The organism is Streptomyces sp. NPDC005863 (assembly GCF_042871345.1).
GTDB lineage: Bacteria > Actinomycetota > Actinomycetes > Streptomycetales > Streptomycetaceae > Streptomyces.
This window is the reverse complement of sequence record NZ_JBIAII010000006.1, coordinates 267715-286813: the sequence shown is the minus strand read 5'-3', so window position 1 is coordinate 286813 and position 19099 is coordinate 267715. Positions and strand designations below refer to the sequence as shown.

Genomic DNA, 19099 nt, shown 5'->3' with positions numbered 1-19099 from the left:
TCCCGATCGGGGTGCTCGGAAATCCGGTCCTGGCTGGTCAGCAGGGGCAACCTCACGGCGCCTCACTCGTTGGCCGCGCGCGGCCGTCCGCCGTCCTCGTACTGGTCGAAGAGCGGCGTGCGGCCGCGCTCGCGGGCCCGTCGCGCGGACGCGGCCCGGCGCCGGTCGCTGCGGCCGCCGCCGGCGTCCGCACCCTCCGCCCCGTCGATGTCGTCCGCCCGCTCGGCCGGCAGCTCACGCTCGGCCGCGCGCTCGGCGGAACCCTCCGCGGTGCTGGAGCGCGCCGCGCTCCAGGTGTCCGGCGAGCTCAGGTCGACGCTGCCGGTGGCGCGCGGGGCGACCGGCGCGGTCACGTACGTCGGCAGCGGCACCGGGACCGGGTCCCAGCTGTCGCCGCGGCCGGGGCCGCGCTGCCGCTCGCGCTGCTGGTCGACCCACTCGGCGTGGTCGGTCTGCTCGACGAGGGCGCGGCGGTCCGCGGCGAGCGCGGACAGACCGGTCTCCGTCTCGGGCCCGGGGCCCTCGTCCGCCGTCTCGTCCACCGGCTGCTCCGCTCCCGCGGGCCTGCGCCGGGGCTGGCGCTCGCGCAGCCGCTGCGCGGCGACCTCGGCCCTGCGCCGGTCCATCGTGTACGTGAAGCGGCGCCGCTCCTGCCCGCGCAGATAGACGATGTACGCGCTCAACAGCACGGCGGGCGCGGCGGGCGCCCACAGGAAGGCGAGCCCGCCGACCCCGGCGACGATCGCGCCGACCGTGAAGGCGAGGAAGAGGAGGACCGTCGTCCGGCGGCGCCGCGCGAGGACCTTGGAGCGCCGGGCGCGCGCGGCGGCCTCCGCCGACGCGGCACGCTGGGCGGGCGTCGCCGCCCGGCCCGGAGCCTTGGACGAACCGGTGGCCGGCCCTGCGGCCGAGGCCTGGACCGAGGCCTGACCCGGTGCCTGGACCGGGGACTTGGCCTGCGACTTGGCCTGATGAGGCTTGGCCTGGGACGCGGCCGACACCCTGGCACGGGCGGCCGGGGCGGCTTCGCGCTCACGTTCGGGTTCGTGCTCACGTTCGGGTTCGCGTTCGGGCGCCCGGTCCGCCCGGAGCTCCGTCCCGGACGCGGGCGCGACGAAGGACCGGACGTCCACCGAGCCGGTGACGCCGTCCGGGTCGTCGCGCGACTCCCCGTCCTCGGGAGAGCGCGCTTGCAGGTCCTTGGCGTATCGGCGCTCCATGCCCGCCCGTCCGGACAGCAGCCGGATGGCGGTGCTGAAGCGTTCCGTCGGACGGGCTTCGTTCAGCTCGTCCTGCCTACGGAGCCACATCGGCACCAAGTAGGCGGCCCAGGCCCCGACGATGACTGCGTAGATGAGGCCGCTGCTGCTCACGCTCACACGGTAGAGGGGTTTCCGTGAGGCCATCTGCCAATTGAGCCGGTGTGTCGCACGATCCGGCTGATATCTCGAACTTTTTTTGCGACTGATGCGATCAACAGGCCGCCGTCGGTGTGAAATTAATGCCTGAGACAAGACTCATACGCGTCTCGGACGGTCGATCGTCGACCAATTTCGAACATACATTTCATTTATGGCGGCCGGGAGGGGTTCTAGGCCGTGTTCCGAGGTCGCGCCTGGTGCCAGCGGCGCAACAACCCTTCCGGTACCTCTTCGGCCGTCAGCGCGAAGACGAGATGATCGCGCCAGGCTCCGTCGATGTGGAGATAGCGGGGCCGGATCCCTTCCTCGCGGAATCCGAGTTTCTCCACGACCCGCCGGCTCGGCGCGTTCTCGGGGCGAATACAGACCTCGATACGGTGCAGCCCGACCGAGCGGAAGCAGTGGTCGACGGCGAGGGCGACGGCGGTCGGCATGACCCCGCGGCCCGCGACGGACTCGTCGACCCAGTACCCCACGTGGCCCGAGCACATCGAGCCCCAGGTGATCCCGGCGACCGTCAACTGCCCGACGAGCCGCCCCTGGTACTCGATGACGAACGGCAGCATCCGGCCCGCGCCCGCCTCCGCCCGCAGATGGCGGACCATCTGACGGTACGTGGGACGGTGCACGATGGGGCCGCTCGGCGTGGGCGGCGGGATCGTGGCCTCCCAGGGGCGCAGCCAGTCGCGGTTGCGCCGGTTGACCTCGCGCCAGGCCCGCTGGTCGCGCATCTTTATGGGACGCAGGACGACGTCACCGTCCGTCAGCTCCACGGGCCAGGAAGGGCTGTTCAGCTCGCACCCCCCGGCGGAGGACTGGGGTGGTCGCCGCCGCGCAGCTGGTCGACGGCGTGCCGCAGGAGCGGCTCCAGGACGGCGAGACCGTCCCGTACGCCACCGCTGGAACCCGGCAGGTTCACGATGAGCGTGCCGCCCGCGACCCCGGCGAGCCCGCGCGAGAGGACGGCCGTGGGCACCTTGTCCCTGCCGTACGCGCGGATCGCCTCGGCGATGCCCGGCACTTCGTGGTCGATGACGCGGCGGGTGACGTCTGGGGTGCGGTCGGTGGGCGAGATGCCGGTGCCGCCGGTGGTGAGGATGACGTCGTAGCCGGCGGCGACGCCCGCGCGCAGCGCCGCCTCCACGGGGTCGCCGTCCGGGACGACCTGCGGCCCGTCGACGGCGAAGCCGAGTGCGTCGAGGCCCTCGGCGAGGATCGGGCCGCCCTTGTCGGCGTAGACCCCGGCGGCGGCGCGGTTGGAGGCGGTCACGACGAGGGCGCGATAGGGCGCGGGCCCGGCGCCGGTGGCCGTGGTGGCGCGGTCCTGGCTCATGCCTGCTCCCCCTCGCGCGTCCAGTGCCCCGACTTGCCGCCGGTCTTCTCCTCGACGCGTACGTCGGTGATGACGGCGCCCTTGTCGACGGCCTTGACCATGTCGACGACCGTGAGGGCCGCGACGCTCACCGCGGTGAGGGCCTCCATCTCGACGCCCGTGCGGTCGGTGGTCTTCACCGTGGCGAGGATCTCGACGGCGTCGTCCGCCACGGAGAGGTCGAGCTTCACTCCGGAGACGGCCAGCGGGTGGCAGAGCGGGATGAGGTCGGGGGTGCGCTTGGCGCCCATGATCCCGGCGATCCGCGCGGTGGCCAGGGCGTCGCCCTTGGGCACGCCCTCGCCGCGCAGCAGTTCGATCACGCGCGGCGAGACCCGTACGCGACCGCTGGCGCGGGCCGTGCGCGCGGTCACGTCCTTGGCGGACACGTCGACCATGCGGGCCGCGCCCGCCTCGTCGATGTGGGTCAGTCGCTGCTGCTCAGGGGCTCCGGGGGTATCCCCCCGGGAAATCGCGGTCATGTGCTTGGCGCTCCCGGTCCGGGCCCCGCGCGGTGCGGCGCGCGGGCCTGTTGTGCGCGACACGGTACCCCGCGGCCGGCCTGTTCAGCCGAGCAGGACCACCTCGACATCCGCGCCGGGCTCCACCGACGTGGTGTCCTCGGGGACGACGATCAGCGCGTCCGCGTGCGCGAGGGCGGCGATCAGATGCGAGCCGGTGCCCCCGACCGGCGTCACCCGCCGCGCCTGCGCGTCGTACCGCCCCCGCAGGAACTGACGGCGGCCGGCGGGCGAGCTCAGCGCCTTGTCCACGAGCAGCTCCGCGCGCGTGGTGGGCCGCTGGACCTCGGGCAGGCCCATCAGGGTGCGGATCGCGGGGCGCACGAAGAGCTCGAAGGAGACGTACGAGGAGACGGGGTTGCCCGGCAGCGCGAGCAGCGGGGTGTGGTCGGGGCCGATGGCGCCGAACCCCTGCGGCTTGCCCGGCTGCATGGCGAGCTTGCGGAACTCCACGCCGCTGCCCGCCCCGATGCCGCCCTCGGCGTCCGGGTCGCCGATGGAGCTCAGGGCCTCCTTGACGACGTCGTACGCGCCGACGCTGACGCCGCCCGTGGTGACGATGAGGTCGGCGCGGATCAGCTGGTCCTCGATGGTGGAGCGCAGCGTCTCTGCGTCGTCGGCGACGGCTCCCACGCGGTAGGCGATGGCCCCGGCGTCGCGGGCGGCGGCGGTCAGGGCGAAGCTGTTGGAGTCGTAGATCTGACCCTCGGCCAACTGCTCGCCGGGCTGGATCAGTTCGCTGCCGGTGGACATGACGACCACGCGCGGGCGGGGGCGGACCTTCACGGTGCCGCGGCCGATGGCGGCGAGCAGGGCGATCTGCGGGGGTCCGAGGACGGTGCCCGCGGTCAGGGCGCGGTCGCCGCTCTGCACGTCGCTGCCGCGCGCGCGGACGTGCGCGCGGGCCTCGGCGGGGCGGTGCACGGCGACCTCGCCGGACGCGCCCTCGGGTGCGGCGCTGTGGGCGCGCATGCCGGAGACGGGGCCTTCGCCGAGGCCCCCGTCGGTCCACTCCACGGGGACGACGGCCTCGGCGCCGGGGGGCAGCGGGGCGCCGGTCATGATGCGGGCGGCCTGGCCGGCGCCGACGGTGGGCTGCCGGCCCGCGCCCGCGGCCACGTCGCCGATGACGGTGAGGACGGCGGGGAACTCCTCGCTGGCGCCCGCCACATCGGCGACCCGGACCGCGTACCCGTCCATGGAGCTGTTGTCGAAGGGCGGCAGCGAGACGGGCACCGTGACGTCCTCGACCAGGACACAGCCCTGGGCGTCGAGGAGTTGGAGCTCGATGGGTTCGAGCGGGCGGACGGTCTCGAGGATGTCGTCCAGATGCTCGTCCACCGACCAGAACGGCTGCCGGTCGGTGGTCGGTGTCGTCGTGCTGCTGCTCAAAGTGCTACATCTCCTCGGTGACGTAACGGCGAAGCCAGGCCTTGAAGTCCGGGCCCAGATCTTCACGTTCGCACGCGAGTCTGACAATGGCACGCAGATAGTCGCCGCGGTCGCCGGTGTCATAGCGGCGGCCCTTGAAGACCACGCCGTGCACCGGGCCGCCGACCTTCTCGTCGGCCGCGAGCTGCTGGAGGGCGTCGGTGAGCTGGATCTCGCCGCCGCGGCCCGGCTCGGTCTTGCGCAGTATGTCGAAGATGTGGGGGTCGAGGACGTACCGCCCGATGATCGCGTAGTTCGAGGGGGCGTCGGCCGCGTCGGGCTTCTCGACCAGGTCGGTGACCTTGACGACGTCGCCGTCCTCGGTGGCGTCGACCGCCGCGCAGCCGTACAGGTGGATCTGCTCGGGGTCCACCTCCATCAGGGCGATGACGCTGCCGCCGTGCCGCTCCTGGACCTCGACCATGCGGGCGAGGAGGGGGTCGCGGGGGTCGATGAGGTCGTCGCCGAGGAGGACGGCGAACGGCTCGTGACCCACGTGCGGTGCGGCGCACAGGACGGCGTGACCGAGCCCCTTGGGGTCGCCCTGGCGTACGTAGTGCATCGTCGCGAGGTCGCTGGACTCCTGGACCTTGGCGAGGCGGGCCTCGTCGCCCTTCTTCAGGAGGGCCGACTCCAGCTCGTAGTTGCGGTCGAAGTGGTCCTCCAGGGGGCGCTTGTTGCGACCCGTGATCATGAGGACGTCATCGAGGCCCGCGGACACGGCCTCCTCGACCACGTACTGGATCGCCGGCTTGTCTACGACCGGCAGCATCTCCTTGGGGGTCGCCTTGGTGGCGGGCAGGAAGCGCGTGCCCAAGCCCGCCGCGGGGATGACCGCCTTGGTGATCCGGGGGTGGGGGGGGTGAGACTCAGTCATGCGGCCACCATATCCGGTGCGTATGTGCGGAATCTGTGGGTCCGGATAATTCGGCGGCATATGTGCCGATCAGGAAGGAAAGGGGAGATCTCCATGAACGGAACCAGTGGTACCGAGCCCGAGGGCCAGCCAACCAAGCGCACGTTGCGGCGCGACTTCCTCGCGGTGAGAAGCGGGTTGACTGGGGATGACGCGCAGAAGGCGGCCGCGGTTCTCGCCGAGCGCGCACTGGAACTCCCGGAGCTCGCCGGCGCGCACACCGTCGCGGCGTATGTCTCCGTGGGCGGCGAGCCCGGCACCCGCGCCCTGCTCGACGCCCTCCACGCGCGCGGGACCCGCGTCCTGCTGCCGGTGTTGCTCCCCGACAACGACCTGGACTGGGGCGGGTACGAGGGTCCTGGCTCGCTGGCCCGCGTACAACACGAGCGGAAGATGGCGCTGTTGGAGCCCTCCGGGGCGCGGCTCGGGCCCGACGCCGTCCTGACGGCGGACGCCGTGCTGCTGCCGGGGCTCGCCGTCGACACGCGCGGCATGCGGCTCGGGCGCGGCGGCGGCAGTTACGACCGGGTCCTCGCCCGGCTGGAGCGCGCGGAGGCCGATCCGGCGCTGGTGGTGCTCCTGTACGACTCCGAAGTGGTCGCCCACCTCCCCGCGGAGCCGCACGACCGTCCGGTGCACGCCGTGGTGACGCCCTCCGGGGTACGGCGATTCCGCTGAGGGAGCCTGCCCGAGGGGGCCGGGGCCGAGGGAGCCGAAAGGGCCCTCCACGCGCGCGTGGAGGGCCCTTTCAAGTGCTGTCGTGGGCGGCCGTCAGGGCCGCAGCACCAGCGTGTCGCTCGTGCTGCCGTCGACCGCTTCCTTGTTGAAGGCCCACGGCAACAGTTCGCCCTTGGCCCACTTGTCCGTCTGGTCGGTGTAGTGGGCGTTGTACGCGTGCCCCGATGCGCCGGTGAGGTTGATCCACTTGGACTTGTCGAGGTCCTTGAGGTTGACCACCATCCGCATGGAGGGCACCCAGATCACTCCGTAGCCGCCCGCCGCGTTCCAGCCGGTCGCGTTGACCGCGGCCTCGCCGCCGCCGAGGTTCCACGGGCCGCGGTTCAGGACGAACTGCAGCCAGCCGGGGCCGTCGGTGCCGAGCGTCTGGTTCTTCAGCGTGAGCCGGTGCAGACGGCCCCAGCTCCAGGTGTCGACGTCCTTGCCCAGCTTGGCCGTGAGGTCCCAGCGCGCGTCCTCCAGGGCCCGCTTGAACAGCTGGTCGCGGTTCTTGGTCTCCGCGTCCGTGCGGGTGGCGGGCGCCTTCCACCAGTCGTTGGTCCGGTCGTCGATGATCCTGCGGACCACCTCGTAGTAGCGGTCGCCGCCGTCGGGCTGGGCGGAGTCCGCGTCGCGCTCACCGCACTCGCGCACCTTCTCGCCCTCGTCGGCCGGGCCGGTGTTGCCGGCCGGCTCCACGTTCAGGCACTGCCCCTTGACGCGCAGCTCCTTGGGGAGCTTGTTGCCGAAGGCCAGCTTCAGGATGTTGCGCCAGACGGAGTTGAAGTACGCGGCGGCCGCCGAGTCGGCGTCCTGGGTGTAGTCCCAGCCCTCCAGGAGCTTCTGCGCCTCGCGTACGTACTTGTCCTTGACGTCGATCTTCAGCAGCTTGGGCACGAGCAGCTTGGCGATCTCGCTGCTGTTGTCCATCTGCATGAGGCGCATGTCCTCGGTGGAGATCTTGCCGCCGTTCTTGATCTTCGACTGGATGAGGTCGTCGATCCGCTGGCTGCGCGCCCCGTAGCCCCAGTCCGAGGTGAGCTTGTACGGGTACTTGTCCTCGTCGACCACGGCCTGGTTGGCGGTGACGATGTAGCCGCGCTTGGGGTTGTACTCGTAGGGCAGCGCGCCCTGCGGGATGTAACCGGTCCAGCGGTACTCCGGGTCCCAGCCCGGCGCCGGGAGCGAGCCGTCGCCCTTGCCGCGGGTGGGGATCTTGCCGGGCGCCTGGTAGCCGATGTTGCCCTTGGTGTCGGCGTAGATCAGGTTCTGCGACGGCACCTCGAAGGAGGCGGCCGCCTTGCGGAACTCCGTGAAGTTCTTCGCGCGGTTGAGCTGGAAGACGGCGTCCATGGACTTGCCGGGGGACAGCGCGGTCCAGCGCAGCGCCACTCCGTAGCCGTCGCCCCGGTCGGGCGCGGCGCTGTCGACGCCGGCCTTCTTGCCGACCTTGACCAGTTCGTCGTCGCGGTCGGAGATGAGCGGGCCGTTGTTGGTCTCTCGGACCGTGATCTTCTTCGACGCGCCGCCGGCGACCTTGATGGTCTCCTCGCGCGTGGTGAACGGCTTCACCTTCTCGCCGTACTGGTACCCGTCCCCGGTGAACTTCTCCAGGTAGAGGTCCGTGACGTCGGCGCCGAGGTTCGTCATGCCCCAGGCGATGTCCTGGTTGTGGCCGATGACCACGCCCGGCATGCCGGAGAAGGTGTAACCGGTGACGTCGTAGCCGCACTTGTCGGAGACCGCGCGGCAGTGCAGACCCATCTGGTACCAGACGGAGGGCAGCTGCGGGGCCAGGTGCGGGTCGTTGGCGAGGAGCGGCTTGCCGGTGATCGTGTGCTTGCCGGAGACGACCCAGGAGTTCGAGCCGATGCCGTTGCCGTTCGGGCCGAGGATGGCCGGGACCTCGTCCAGGGCGTCGGAGAGGCCGGAGAGCTGCGAGTTCATCCCGGAGGGCGCCTGGGTGCCACCGGCGACGCCGGAGCCCGCCGTGCCGCCGCTGGTGCCCGATCCCGACCCGGTTCCGGTGCCGGACTGGGTGTTGGTTCCTGTTCCTGTTCCGGTACCCGTACCGGTGCCCGTACCCGTTCCGGAGCCCGTCCCCGTGCCCGTACCGGTACCCACGCCGGATTCGGTGCCCTCGGGGTCGTACTCCTTGGTGGCGGCGCTGTAGGCGCCCTCCTGGACGATCGGCTTGTTCCGCTTGTACGGGTACTCGGGGTACAGGTCCTTGATCTGCGACGGGCCTAGGCGGCTCGTCATCAGGGAGCGGTCGATCTCGTCCTGCATGTTGCCGCGCAGGTCCCAGGCCATGGCCTTGAGCCACGCCACGGAGTCGACGGGCGTCCACGCCTGCGGCGCGTAGTCGTTCTCGAAGCCGAGCGCCGCGTACTCGACGGAGATGTCCTTGCCGTCCTTGCCGTCGAGGTAGGCGTTGACTCCCTTGGAGTACGCCTGGAGGTACTTCTTCGTCTCCGGCGAGAGCTTGGAGTCGTACTCCTTCTGCGCCACCCGGTGCCAGCCGAGCGTGCGCAGGAACTCATCGGTCTTGACCTGGCCCTTGCCGAACATCTCGGAGAGCCGCCCGGAGGTCATGTGACGACGGACGTCCATCTCCCAGAAGCGGTCCTGCGCCTGGACGTAGCCCTGCGCCATGAACAGGTCGGCGTCGGAGTCGGCGTAGATCTGCGGGATTCCGTTTCCGTCCCGCTTCACGTCGACGTTGCCGTCCAGGCCGTCGAGCTTGATCGACCCCTTGGTCTGCGGGAAGGAGGCGCGCACGGTGCTGACGCTCCAGTACGCGCCGAAGCCGATGCCTCCGACGATGGCCAGGACCAGGACGATCACGACGAGTCGGGCTCGGCGCCCCTTCTTCTTGCCGGACTTATGACCGGAAGAGGCGGTGGTGTTGGAGGGCATCGCTGTCCTTGCTGTCCTTACGCGAGCGGCAGGGCGGGCTTGGCGGGCTGTGCTGTCGACTTGGGCGGCTCCGAGAGCGCTGGAGCAACCATAGGCGCAGGGCGTTGCGGCTCCGGACGCGGAGTCAGGAACCCGGCCCTCCTGAGATCGAATAGTCATTCGACCGCGTCAAGAAAGCGTTAACAATTAGGTAAGGTAACGAAGTACCAGGATCCGCAGGATCCACGGAGGAAGGAACGGCCCCTGACTGTCCATCACCTCAACCAGCTCCTGCTCGTCTGCTCGCTCGTCCTGCTCGTCGCGGTGGCGGCGGTCCGCGTCTCGTCGCGCAGCGGGCTCCCCAGCCTGCTCCTCTACCTGGGCATCGGCGTCGCCATGGGCCAGGACGGCGTCGGCGACGTCCACTTCGACAATGCCGAACTGACCCAGGTCATCGGCTATGCCGCGCTGGTCGTGATCCTCGCCGAGGGCGGCCTCGGGACGAAGTGGAAAGAGATCAAACCCGCCCTGCCCGCCGCTGCCGTCCTGTCGACGGTGGGCGTCGCGGTGAGCGTCGGCGTCACCGCCGCGGGCGCCCACTACCTCGTCGGGCTCGAATGGCGCCAGGCGCTGATCATCGGCGCGGTGGTCTCGTCCACGGACGCGGCGGCGGTCTTCTCGGTGCTGCGCAAGGTGCCGCTCCCCTCGCGCGTCACGGGCGTCCTGGAGGCGGAGTCGGGGTTCAACGACGCCCCTGTGGTGATCCTGGTGGTGGCGTTCTCCACGGTGGGCCCGGTCGACGACTGGTACGTACTGCTCGGCGAGATCGCCCTGGAGCTGGCGATCGGCGCCGCGTTCGGCCTCGCGGTCGGCTGGCTCGGCGCGTACGGCCTGCGGCACGTGGCGCTGCCCGCCTCCGGCCTCTACCCCATCGCCGTGATGGCGATCGCCGTCACCGCCTACGCCGCGGGAGCCATGGCGCACGGCAGTGGCTTCCTCGCCGTCTACCTCGCCGCGATGGTGCTGGGCAACGCCCGGCTGCCGCACTGGCCCGCCACCCGCGGCTTCGCCGAGGGGCTCGGCTGGATCGCCCAGATCGGCATGTTCGTCCTGCTCGGCCTGCTGGTCACCCCGCACGACCTGCTCGACGACACCTGGCCCGCGGTCCTCATCGGCCTGGTCCTGACCGTGGTGGCGCGGCCCCTGGAGGTCGTGCTCAGCCTGTTGCCGTTCCGCATGCCCTGGCAGGAGAAGGCGCTGCTGTCCTGGGCCGGCCTGCGCGGCGCCGTGCCCATCATTTTGGCGACGATCCCGATGGTCAGCGACGTCGAGGACAGCCAGCGGATCTTCAACATCGTCTTCGTCCTGGTCGTCGTCTACACCCTCATCCAGGGCCCCACGCTGCCCTGGCTGGCCAGGAAGCTGCGGCTGGGCGACTCCTCCGAAGCCGCCGACCTCGGCGTGGAGTCCGCTCCCCTGGAGCGACTGCAGGGGCACCTGCTGTCGGTGGCCATCCCCAAGGGCTCGCGCATGCACGGCGTGGAGGTCGGCGAGCTGCGGCTGCCCCCGGGCTCGGCGGTCACGCTGGTCGTGCGGGACGGCGAATCGTTCGTGCCGCTGCCGACCACGGTGCTGCGGCGCGGCGACGAGCTGCTCGTGGTGGCGACGGACCCGGTGCGGGACGCCGCCGAGCGGCGGCTGCGCGCGGTCGGCCACGGCGGCAAGCTGGCCAGTTGGCTGGGAACCGACGGAGAAAAGCACCAATCGTAGGTGGCGGGGGTCTCATCGGCTGCGATCACACGGCCAAATGGGACCCTCCCCTGTACGATGAAGGCACCTGATCGAACCAACTCTGCCTGAAGCAGAGCTGGCGCGACCGTATGGCGGCCGGTGACGCCCTCGCAGTGGGCCCCGGCATCTACCGCAGTTCCGCGCAAGAGGACAGCTCTCGGCACCGTCTCCCGCACAACGGGAGGACGCGCTACCAGGCGGCAGAAAGGCACGGGCCGTGGCATCCACGGTCACCGAATCCCGCCCCGGCTACGGACAGCTGCTGCGCACCCCGCGCGCCTGGACGTTCCTGCTGCCCGGCTTCGCGGCGCGTCAGCCGTTCGCGATGCTGACCATCTCCATCGTCCTGCTCGTCCAGCACACCACCGGCTCGTACGGTGCCGCCGGCGCCGTCTCGGCCGCCACCGGCGTCTCCATGGCGCTCTTCGCGCCCTTCAGCGGCAAGCTCGCCGACCGCTTCGGCCAGCGCGCCGTGCTGCTGCCCGGCGTCCTCGTGCACTCCGCGTCCGTGGTCACCCTGACGGTCCTCGCGCTCTCCGACGCGCCCCTGTGGGCGCTCTTCGTGGCCGCGGTGCCCGCGGGCGCCTCCACGCCGCAGATCGGCCCCATGGTGCGGGCCCGCTGGGGCGTCAAGCTCCAGGACTCCCCCCTGGCCACGACCGCGGCCGCCTTCGAGTCGGTCACCGACGAGCTGACCTTCGTCCTCGGCCCGCTGGTGGCGACCGCGCTGTGCACCACCGTCGACCCCTCCGCCGGCCTGCTCACCGAGGCCGGGCTCACCCTGGTCGGCGGTCTGCTCTTCGCCGCGCAGAAGAGCACCCAGCCCAAGCCGTCCGCGCACGACGACGGGCACGCGCGCGTGGAGCACGTTTCCGCACTGCGCGTCCCCGGCATCCGCGTCCTGATCGCCACCTTCCTCGGCATCGGCGCCGTCTTCGGCGGCATGCAGGTCTCGCTGGCCGCCTTCACGGAGTCCATCGGCGAGCCCGGCCTGAACGGCGTCCTGTACGGCACGTTCGCGGCGGGCAACATGCTCTCCGGAGTCGTCTGCGGCGCCATCGCCTGGAAGGTCTCCCCGCAGCGGCGCCTGCTCGTCGGCTACACCGCGCTGACCCTGATGGCCGCCGGCCTGTGGGCCGCGCACTCCGTGCCGCTGCTCGCCGGCCTCGGCCTGCTGGTCGGCGTCTGCATCGCGCCCGCGCTGATCACCGGCTACACGCTGGTCGACAAGCTGGTCGCGCCGACCGGCCGCACGGAGGCCTTCACCTGGCTGACCGGTGCGGTCGCGCTCGGTCAGGCGGCGGCCGTCACGGTCGCCGGTCAGCTGGAGGACCGCCTCTGGGACGGGGCCGGATTCCTGGTCCCGCTGGGCGGCACGGCACTGGCCCTCGCGGTCCTCGTGTCCCTCCGTTCGCGGCTCGTCCCCAAGGCCTCGGGCCGCACCGTGGCACGTGGCGTCGGTCACCGCGTGCCGGTGACGGTGGACTGATCCCGCGGAATAGGTCACTATGGAGCGTCGTTAGCACTCATCGAGTGAGAGTGCCAGGAGGAAGCAAGTGCCGACGTACCAGTACCAGTGCACCGAGTGCGGCGAAGGCCTCGAGGCGGTGCAGAAGTTCACCGATGACGCCCTGACGGAGTGCCCCAACTGCAACGGACGCCTCAAGAAGGTGTTCTCGGCAGTCGGCATCGTCTTCAAGGGCTCCGGTTTCTACCGCAACGACAGCCGCGGCTCGTCGTCGAGCAGCACGCCGTCGACCTCGTCGTCGAAGTCCGCCTCGTCCTCCTCCTCGGCGGACTCGAAGGCTGCTTCGTCCTCCTCGTCCTCGGATTCCAAGTCCTCCGGCTCCTCCTCGTCGACGTCCACGTCGTCGAGCTCGGCCGCCTAGGACTCGGCGCACGCTCCTTCGTACGACCCCGCCGTCCTGTGACGGCGGGGTCGTCGGCGTTCCCCGCCCCGGCTGCCGTCCCCGGTTACTGTGCGGCCATGGTGAACACGGCGAACCCCGCGCGGGCCGAGATCGGCGTGATCGGCGGCTCCGGCTTCTACGCCTTCCTCGACGACGTGACCGAGATCCAGGTCGACACGCCCTACGGAGCCCCGAGCGACTCCCTCTTCCTCGGGCAGCTCGCGGGCCGGTCCGTGGCCTTCCTGCCCCGCCACGGCCGCGGCCACCATCTGCCGCCGCACCGCATCAACTACCGCGCCAACCTGTGGGCGTTGCGCTCGCTCGGCGTACGGCAGGTGCTCGGACCCTGCGCGGTCGGCGGGCTGCGGCCCGAGTTCGGGCCCGGCACGCTGCTCGTGCCCGACCAGCTCGTGGACCGCACCCAGGCGCGCGCCCAGACGTACTTCGACGGGATCCCGCTGCCCGACGGGAGCGTCCCCGACGTCGTGCACGTCTCGCTCGCCGACCCCTACTGCCCCGCCGGGCGTGCGGCCGCGCTGCGTGCGGCACGCGGCCGTGACTGGCGGCCGGTGGACGGCGGGACGCTCGTCGTGGTCGAGGGGCCGCGGTTCTCGACCCGGGCGGAGTCGCGCTGGTACGCGGCGCAGGGCTGGTCGGTGGTGGGCATGACCGGCCACCCCGAGGCGGCGCTCGCCCGGGAACTGGAGCTCTGCTACACGTCGTTGACGCTGGTCACGGACCTGGACGCGGGCGCGGACACCGGTGAAGGCGTCTCGCACGACGAGGTGCTCCGGGTGTTCGCCGCCAACGTGGACCGGTTGCGGGGCGTCCTGTTCGACGCGGTGGCGGCGCTTCCGGCGGAGGAGGAGCGGCGGGGCTGCCTGTGCGCCGGGGCGCTGGGCGGGATGGATCCGGGGATTCCGCTGCCGTGAGGGTGCCCGCGGGGCGCTGAGGGCCCTGGCTGAGGGAGCGGGGAGGCCGCGGACTCGGGGAGCGAGGTGGCAGCGAGGGCTGCGGAACTTCCCCTTCGGGTGAGGCGGTTGTCCACAACCGGTGGGTAGTCCACGGGCGTCAGCGGGAATCGGCGCGGACCTGCATCGTGAGAGCGCAAGCCCAGTTCCTCGCACCGCAGGCGGTGGTCGTCGTGACGCTCGTTCCTCCTCAGACCCGGCCGGCAGACGGCTGCCCGGTCCCTCCCTTCCCTCCCGTGCGGGTGCGCGGCGGGCATCCGCGGCTGCGCCGGCTGCTGCGGCACAGACGGCGGGCCCTGGCGGTGGGGCTGGCGATGACCGCCGCGGCCCTCGCGGCCGGCACGCCTCGCTCTTCGGCGCCGGACCCCGCCCAGCAGGCCGCGGCCGCGGTGGGACCGGTGCGGGAGCGAGGGGTGGCCGGGGACGCGTCCGGTGGTCTCGCGGGGCGGGCGACAGTGACCGCCCCGGTACGGATCGCGGACGCGGACGCCGTGCGCCTGCTGCGCCCCGGCGACCGGGTCGACGTGATCGCGGCCGACGGTTCGCCCGGCGGTGGTGCGGAGCCGCGCGTGGTGGCGGCCGACGCGCGGGTGGCCGCGGTGCCCGAGCCGACCGAGGGCCCCGCCGAGAGCGGCGCGCTGGTGGTCTTCTCGGTGCCGGGCCCGACCGCGGCGCGGCTCGCCGGAACCGCGGCGACGACCCGGCTGGCGGTGACCCTGCGGTGAATGACCTCGGGATGAACGCCGTCGCGATGCATTCGAAGGTTCGCGATCGCACTGACAGCCTGTCAAGTAATCCGTTGGGGAGGTCCAATTGGACAGGTCGGCCCGGGTCTGACGTAGGTTGCGAAGTTGTTTGTTCCGCAACCCGCACATGCAACGAAAGGCCTCGTGGTGAGCGAGAAGAAGGAACCGGGCGTCTGGGACGGCTTCAAGGCCTTCCTGATGCGCGGCAATGTCGTCGACCTGGCGGTCGCGGTGGTCATCGGCGCCGCGTTCACGAACATCGTGAACTCGGTGGTCAAGGGTGTCATCAACCCGCTCGTCGGCGCCTTCGGCACGAAGGACCTCGACCACTACCACTCGTGCCTGAAGTCGCCCTGCAACATGAACGACGCGGGCGAGGTCACCAAGGGCATCCCGATCATGTGGGGTTCCGTGCTCAGCGCGGTCCTGAGCTTCCTGATCACCGCGGCCGTCGTGTACTTCCTGATGGTGCTGCCCATGGCCAAGTATCTGGCGCGGGTGGCGGCCAGGCGGGCCGAGAAGGAGGGCACCAAGGAGGTCATGGAGATCACCGAGTTGGAGGTGCTCAAGGAGATCCGCGACGCCCTGGTGGCGCAGCGCGGCACGGGTCACCGCGAGGAGTAGCGCGGCGAGCTGAACGGGGGGCCGAACGGGGAGCGGCGCGGGGGCCGGCGCGGGCTCAGAGGTGGTGGGGCGGCTTCTCGTCGAGGAAGCGCGCGAGGTCGGCGGCGCTGTCGCGGCCGGTCTCGGCCCGCTCGCCCCACCCTCGGTCCGTGTCGTCCGAAGACTGCTGCGACAGCGGGTCGTCGAAGATCAGCGCGTTCCCCGGCTGCTTCTTCGGGTCCTCGGGGGTCTTCGGCTCTTCCGGATCTCGCGGTTCGGGGGCGGGGGCGGGGCTCATGCCTCCAGGGTACGCCGGGGTCACGGACGGCTTCCGCGAGCAGCCGCCGTCAGACGGCCTTGAGGCCCTGAGCTGCGAAGATCTCCTTGGCATCGGCCACCTGCGCCGGGGTGGGCGAGGGGGTGTCGCGGAGCGTGAAGTCCTTGCCGAGCGCGTCCCACTTCGCCTCGCCCAGCTTATGGAAGGGCAGCACGTCGACGCGCGAGACGTTGCCGAGCGAGGCGGCGAAGCGGGCGACGCCCTCGATGTTCGCCGGGTCGTCGGTCAGTCCGGGGACGAGGACGAAGCGCACCCAGGCCTCCTTGCCGAGGCCGGCCAGCCGGTGGGCGAAGTCGAGGGTGGGCCGCAGGGGACGCCCGGTGACGTGCTGGTACGTGACGGGGTCCCAGGACTTGATGTCGAGCAGGACCAGGTCGGCGTCGCGGAGCAGCGCGTCGGTGGCGCGTGCGCCGAGGAAGCCGGACGTGTCGAGTGCGGTGTGCAGGCCCAGTTCGTGCTTGAGGCGGTGCAGGAGTTCGCCGGTGAAGACGGGCTGCAGGAGGGGTTCGCCGCCGCTGACGGTGGCTCCTCCCCCGGCGGCGGCGATGAACCGGGTGTACTTGGCGGCCTCGGCGATCACGTCGTCGGCCGTGGTCCGCTTGCCGTCGCGCATCCGCCAGGTGTCGGGGTTGTGGCAGTACAGACAGGACAGCGGGCACCCGGCGAGGAACGTGACGAAGCGCGTCCCCGGCCCGTCCACACCGGTGGACAGGTCCCAGGAGTGGACCGAGCCGGTGACGGGGCGGTGGGTGGCGGCCGCCGCGGGGGTGGCCGCGTCCTCGTCGCCGCCGCGGGGGCGTACGGGGATGTCGGTACCGAGCAGAACAGCCATGACGGAACTCCTGGACTACTGGCGGAGCGTGGTGTGCGCGGCGCCCGGGGCCGGGGTGAGGGCCCGGCCCCGGGGCCGCGGATCGGGGGCGGCCCCCTGGTGGGGGCCGGGGGCTCAGAGGGAGCCGTGGAAGGTGCGGTTGATGACGTCGAGCTGCTGGTCACGGGTGAGCCGGATGAAGTTCACCGCGTATCCGGAGACCCGGATGGTCAGCTGCGGGTAGTTCTCCGGGTGCGCCATGGCGTCCTGCAGCGTCGCCTTGTTCAGCACGTTGACGTTCATGTGGAAGCCGTCGCTCGCCATGAAGCCGTCCAGGACACCAGCGAGGTTCGCGGTCCGCTCCTCGGGGGTGCGGCCGAGCGCGTCCGGGGTGATGGTGTTGGTCAGCGAGATGCCGTCCTCGGCGTCGTCGTAGTCGAGCTTGGCGACCGACATCGCGGAGGCGATGTAGCCGTGCTCGTCGCGGCCGTTCATCGGGTTGGCCCCGGGGGCGAACGGCTCGCCCGCGCGGCGGCCGTCGGGGGTGTTGCCGGTCTTCTTGCCGTAGACGACGTTCGAGGTGATGGTCAGCACCGACTGGGTGTGCACCGCGTCGCGGTAGGTCGGGTGCTTGCGGACCTTCTCCATGAAGTCGTGCACGATACGGCGGGCGATGTCGTCGGCGCGGTCGTCGTTGTTGCCGTAGGCGGGGTAGTCGCCCTCGATCTCGTAGTCGACGGCGAGGCCCGTCTCGTCGCGGATCACCTTCACCTTGGCGTGCTTGATCGCCGAGAGGGAGTCGGCGGCGACCGAGAGGCCCGCGATGCCGCATGCCATGGTGCGCAGGATCTCCTGGTCGTGCAGCGCCATCTCGATGCGCTCGTAGGCGTACTTGTCGTGCATGTAGTGGATGACGTTGAGGGCGTGGACGTACGTCTTGGCGAGCCAGTCGAGCATCCTGTCGTAGCCGCGCACGACCTCCGCGTAGTCCAGGTACTCGCCCTCGATGGGGGTGAAGCCCTCGACGATGGTCCGGCCGGACTTCTCGTCACGGCCGCCGTTGATCGCGTAGAGGAGGGCCTTGGCGACGTTGACGCGGGCGCCGAAGAACTGCATCTGCTTGCCGACGGCCATCGCCGAGACGCAGCAGGCGATGGCCGTGTCGTCGCCGTACTTGGGCCGCATCAGCTCGTCGGACTCGAACTGGATGGCCGAGGTGTCGATGGCGACCTTGGCGGCGAACTCCGCGAAGCCCCGCGGCAGTCGCTGCGACCAGAAGACCGTCAGGTTCGGCTCGGGGGCCGGACCGAGGTTGTAGAGGGTCTGCAGGGCACGGAAGGTGGTGCGCGAGACGAGCGGGCGGCCGTCCTCGCCGATGCCGGCCATCGACCAGGTGACCCAGGTGGGGTCGCCGGAGAAGCCCTCGTTGTACTCGGGGGTGCGCAGGAAGCGGACGATGCGGAGCTTGATGACGAAGTCGTCGATGAACTCCTGGGCCCCGGCCTCGGTGAGGCGGCCCGCCTCGATGTCGCGCTGCAGGTAGATGTCGAGGAAGTTGTCGATGCGGCCGATCGACATGGCCGCGCCGTTCTGCTCCTTGACCGCGGCGAGGTAGGCGAAGTACAGCCACTGGATGGCCTCGCGGCCGGTGGTGGCGGGCTGTGCGATGTCGTAGCCGTACGACATCGCCATGGCCTTCAGTTCGTTGAGCGCCTTGATCTGCTCGGAGATCTCCTCGCGGCCGCGGATGACGTCCTCGGTCGCCCACCGCTCGCCGAGGGCGGCCTTGTCGGCCTCCTTCGCGGCGATCAGGCGGTCGACGCCGTAGAGGGCGACGCGGCGGTAGTCGCCGATGATGCGGCCACGGCCGTAGGCGTCCGGCAGGCCGGTGATGATGCCGGACGAGCGGCAGGCACGGATCTCGGGCGTGTAGGCGTCGAAGACACCTTCGTTGTGGGTCTTGCGCAGGTGGGTGTAGACGTCCCTGACCTCGGGGTCGGCCTCGTATCCGTAGGCGTTGAGTGCGCCTTCGACCATGCGCCAGCCGCCGTTGGGCATGATGGCGCGCTTGAGCGGGGCGTCGGTCTGCAGGCCGACGATCAGGTCCCGGTGGTCGGCGGCGGTGCCGTCGACGTAGCCCGGCTTGAAAGCGTCGATGCGCGAGGGGGTCTTCACGTCCACGTCGTGGATGCCGCGCTCGATCTCCGTGGGGAACATCGCGAGGAGCTTCTGCCAGACCCCGGTGGTGCGTTCGGTCGGGCCGGCGAGGAAGGAGTCGTCCCCTTCGTACGGGGTGTAGTTCTGCTGCACGAAGTCGCGGACGTCGATGGCGTCCCGCCACAGACCGCCCTTGAAGCCCTCCCAGGCCTCGCCGTTCACTGTCGTTTCCGCAGGAGTGGCAGTCATGACGCGCACCTTCCGTATCGCTTCTTCGCTACGCCTCCATTCCACTCCTGTTCACCCCGACAAAGGGGCCGCAATGGTCCTCCTTCGGGGGACGGAGGTCCCTTTCCGTGGCGGGGAAATGCGTCCACACCCCCGCTGAGCTGGTGTTTCTTTCGGGACTTTGGACCCAAGTTCGCTTGTGAACACATTCACAAGAATTTCCCCGAAATCCCGTGGTACGCACCGGAAGGGTCGAAGACACCGCACGA

General features: G+C 71.0%; 17 protein-coding genes. 7 read left to right on the top strand and 10 right to left on the bottom strand.

The annotated features are described in order from the left end of the window. Nucleotides 1-62: 62 nt before the first annotated feature. From glpR to galU, 6 genes are all read right to left on the bottom strand, one after another. On the bottom strand, nucleotides 63-1373 hold the full coding sequence (glpR, locus tag ACFYO9_RS22800) for a gephyrin-like molybdotransferase receptor GlpR (protein ID WP_358774823.1): 1311 nt from the start codon (nucleotides 1371-1373) through the stop codon (nucleotides 63-65). 218 nt (nucleotides 1374-1591) lie between these two features. After that, entirely contained in the window at nucleotides 1592-2152 is a 561-nt protein-coding gene (locus tag ACFYO9_RS22795) for a GNAT family N-acetyltransferase (RefSeq protein WP_388666528.1), read from the bottom strand. A gap of 59 nt (nucleotides 2153-2211) precedes the next feature. Continuing rightward, nucleotides 2212-2754, bottom strand: coding sequence for a MogA/MoaB family molybdenum cofactor biosynthesis protein (locus ACFYO9_RS22790; RefSeq protein WP_358774825.1), 543 nt, complete (start codon nucleotides 2752-2754; stop codon nucleotides 2212-2214). Further along, on the bottom strand, nucleotides 2751-3275 hold the full coding sequence (moaC, locus tag ACFYO9_RS22785; protein ID WP_355807502.1) for a cyclic pyranopterin monophosphate synthase MoaC: 525 nt from the start codon (nucleotides 3273-3275) through the stop codon (nucleotides 2751-2753). The genes ACFYO9_RS22790 and moaC overlap by 4 nt, the downstream gene beginning before the upstream one ends. An 84-nt stretch (nucleotides 3276-3359) precedes the next feature. Next, complete coding sequence (gene glp, locus ACFYO9_RS22780; RefSeq protein WP_358711368.1) at nucleotides 3360-4706, bottom strand: gephyrin-like molybdotransferase Glp; 1347 nt, start codon at nucleotides 4704-4706, stop codon at nucleotides 3360-3362. Nucleotides 4707-4710: 4 nt separating this feature from the next. Further along, the gene (gene galU / locus ACFYO9_RS22775; protein ID WP_358774827.1) at nucleotides 4711-5622 is read right to left on the bottom strand and encodes a UTP--glucose-1-phosphate uridylyltransferase GalU; all 912 of its coding nucleotides are present in this window, start codon (nucleotides 5620-5622) and stop codon (nucleotides 4711-4713) included. A 93-nt stretch (nucleotides 5623-5715) separates the two neighbouring features. Between galU and ACFYO9_RS22770 the strand changes: the two genes are divergently transcribed. Beyond that, nucleotides 5716-6339, top strand: a complete 624-nt coding sequence (locus ACFYO9_RS22770) for a 5-formyltetrahydrofolate cyclo-ligase (RefSeq protein ID WP_358774829.1) — start codon at nucleotides 5716-5718, stop codon at nucleotides 6337-6339. 93 nt (nucleotides 6340-6432) lie between these two features. Here ACFYO9_RS22770 and ACFYO9_RS22765 read toward each other — a convergent pair whose 3' ends face one another. After that, on the bottom strand, nucleotides 6433-9297 hold the full coding sequence (locus tag ACFYO9_RS22765; protein ID WP_358774831.1) for a penicillin acylase family protein: 2865 nt from the start codon (nucleotides 9295-9297) through the stop codon (nucleotides 6433-6435). Nucleotides 9298-9540: 243 nt separating this feature from the next. On the opposite strand from ACFYO9_RS22765, the gene ACFYO9_RS22760 reads away from it, so the two are divergent. The 6 genes from ACFYO9_RS22760 (at nucleotide 9541) to mscL (ending at nucleotide 15318) form a co-directional block, all read left to right on the top strand. Continuing rightward, entirely contained in the window at nucleotides 9541-11046 is a 1506-nt protein-coding gene (locus ACFYO9_RS22760; protein WP_358775068.1) for a potassium/proton antiporter, read from the top strand. A 238-nt stretch (nucleotides 11047-11284) separates the two neighbouring features. Further along, nucleotides 11285-12556: an MFS transporter gene (locus ACFYO9_RS22755; protein ID WP_355807512.1), complete on the top strand. Its 1272-nt coding sequence runs from the start codon at nucleotides 11285-11287 to the stop codon at nucleotides 12554-12556. A 67-nt stretch (nucleotides 12557-12623) separates the two neighbouring features. After that, the gene (locus tag ACFYO9_RS22750; protein ID WP_355807514.1) at nucleotides 12624-12956 is read left to right on the top strand and encodes an FmdB family zinc ribbon protein; all 333 of its coding nucleotides are present in this window, start codon (nucleotides 12624-12626) and stop codon (nucleotides 12954-12956) included. Between the two features lie 98 nt (nucleotides 12957-13054). Continuing rightward, nucleotides 13055-13909, top strand: coding sequence for an S-methyl-5'-thioadenosine phosphorylase (locus ACFYO9_RS22745; RefSeq protein WP_358774833.1), 855 nt, complete (start codon nucleotides 13055-13057; stop codon nucleotides 13907-13909). A 167-nt stretch (nucleotides 13910-14076) separates the two neighbouring features. Next, entirely contained in the window at nucleotides 14077-14673 is a 597-nt protein-coding gene (locus ACFYO9_RS22740; protein ID WP_359326062.1) for a hypothetical protein, read from the top strand. 168 nt (nucleotides 14674-14841) lie between these two features. Continuing rightward, on the top strand, nucleotides 14842-15318 hold the full coding sequence (gene mscL, locus ACFYO9_RS22735; RefSeq protein ID WP_358774836.1) for a large conductance mechanosensitive channel protein MscL: 477 nt from the start codon (nucleotides 14842-14844) through the stop codon (nucleotides 15316-15318). A 55-nt stretch (nucleotides 15319-15373) separates the two neighbouring features. Here mscL and ACFYO9_RS22730 read toward each other — a convergent pair whose 3' ends face one another. The 3 genes from ACFYO9_RS22730 to pflB form a co-directional block, all read right to left on the bottom strand. After that, on the bottom strand, nucleotides 15374-15595 hold the full coding sequence (locus ACFYO9_RS22730; RefSeq protein WP_355807522.1) for a hypothetical protein: 222 nt from the start codon (nucleotides 15593-15595) through the stop codon (nucleotides 15374-15376). A gap of 49 nt (nucleotides 15596-15644) precedes the next feature. Further along, nucleotides 15645-16466, bottom strand: coding sequence for a pyruvate formate-lyase-activating protein (pflA, locus tag ACFYO9_RS22725; protein ID WP_358774838.1), 822 nt, complete (start codon nucleotides 16464-16466; stop codon nucleotides 15645-15647). Nucleotides 16467-16580: 114 nt separating this feature from the next. After that, nucleotides 16581-18851, bottom strand: a complete 2271-nt coding sequence (pflB, locus tag ACFYO9_RS22720; RefSeq protein ID WP_358774840.1) for a formate C-acetyltransferase — start codon at nucleotides 18849-18851, stop codon at nucleotides 16581-16583. Nucleotides 18852-19099: the final 248 nt, after the last annotated feature.

Coding starts and splice junctions, on each gene's coding strand:
- ACFYO9_RS22730 (WP_355807522.1), bottom strand. CDS start 15,595: ATGAGCCCCGCCCCCGCCCCCGAACCGCGAGATCCGGAAGAGCCGAAG.
- ACFYO9_RS22795 (WP_388666528.1), bottom strand. CDS start 2,152: ATGCGCGACCAGCGGGCCTGGCGCGAGGTCAACCGGCGCAACCGCGAC.
- moaC (WP_355807502.1), bottom strand. CDS start 3,275: ATGACCGCGATTTCCCGGGGGGATACCCCCGGAGCCCCTGAGCAGCAG.
- galU (WP_358774827.1), bottom strand. CDS start 5,622: ATGACTGAGTCTCACCCCCCCCACCCCCGGATCACCAAGGCGGTCATC.
- ACFYO9_RS22745 (WP_358774833.1), top strand. CDS start 13,055: ATGGTGAACACGGCGAACCCCGCGCGGGCCGAGATCGGCGTGATCGGC.
- ACFYO9_RS22790 (WP_358774825.1), bottom strand. CDS start 2,754: ATGAGCCAGGACCGCGCCACCACGGCCACCGGCGCCGGGCCCGCGCCC.
- ACFYO9_RS22770 (WP_358774829.1), top strand. CDS start 5,716: ATGAACGGAACCAGTGGTACCGAGCCCGAGGGCCAGCCAACCAAGCGC.
- pflA (WP_358774838.1), bottom strand. CDS start 16,466: ATGGCTGTTCTGCTCGGTACCGACATCCCCGTACGCCCCCGCGGCGGC.
- pflB (WP_358774840.1), bottom strand. CDS start 18,851: ATGACTGCCACTCCTGCGGAAACGACAGTGAACGGCGAGGCCTGGGAG.
- ACFYO9_RS22765 (WP_358774831.1), bottom strand. CDS start 9,297: ATGCCCTCCAACACCACCGCCTCTTCCGGTCATAAGTCCGGCAAGAAG.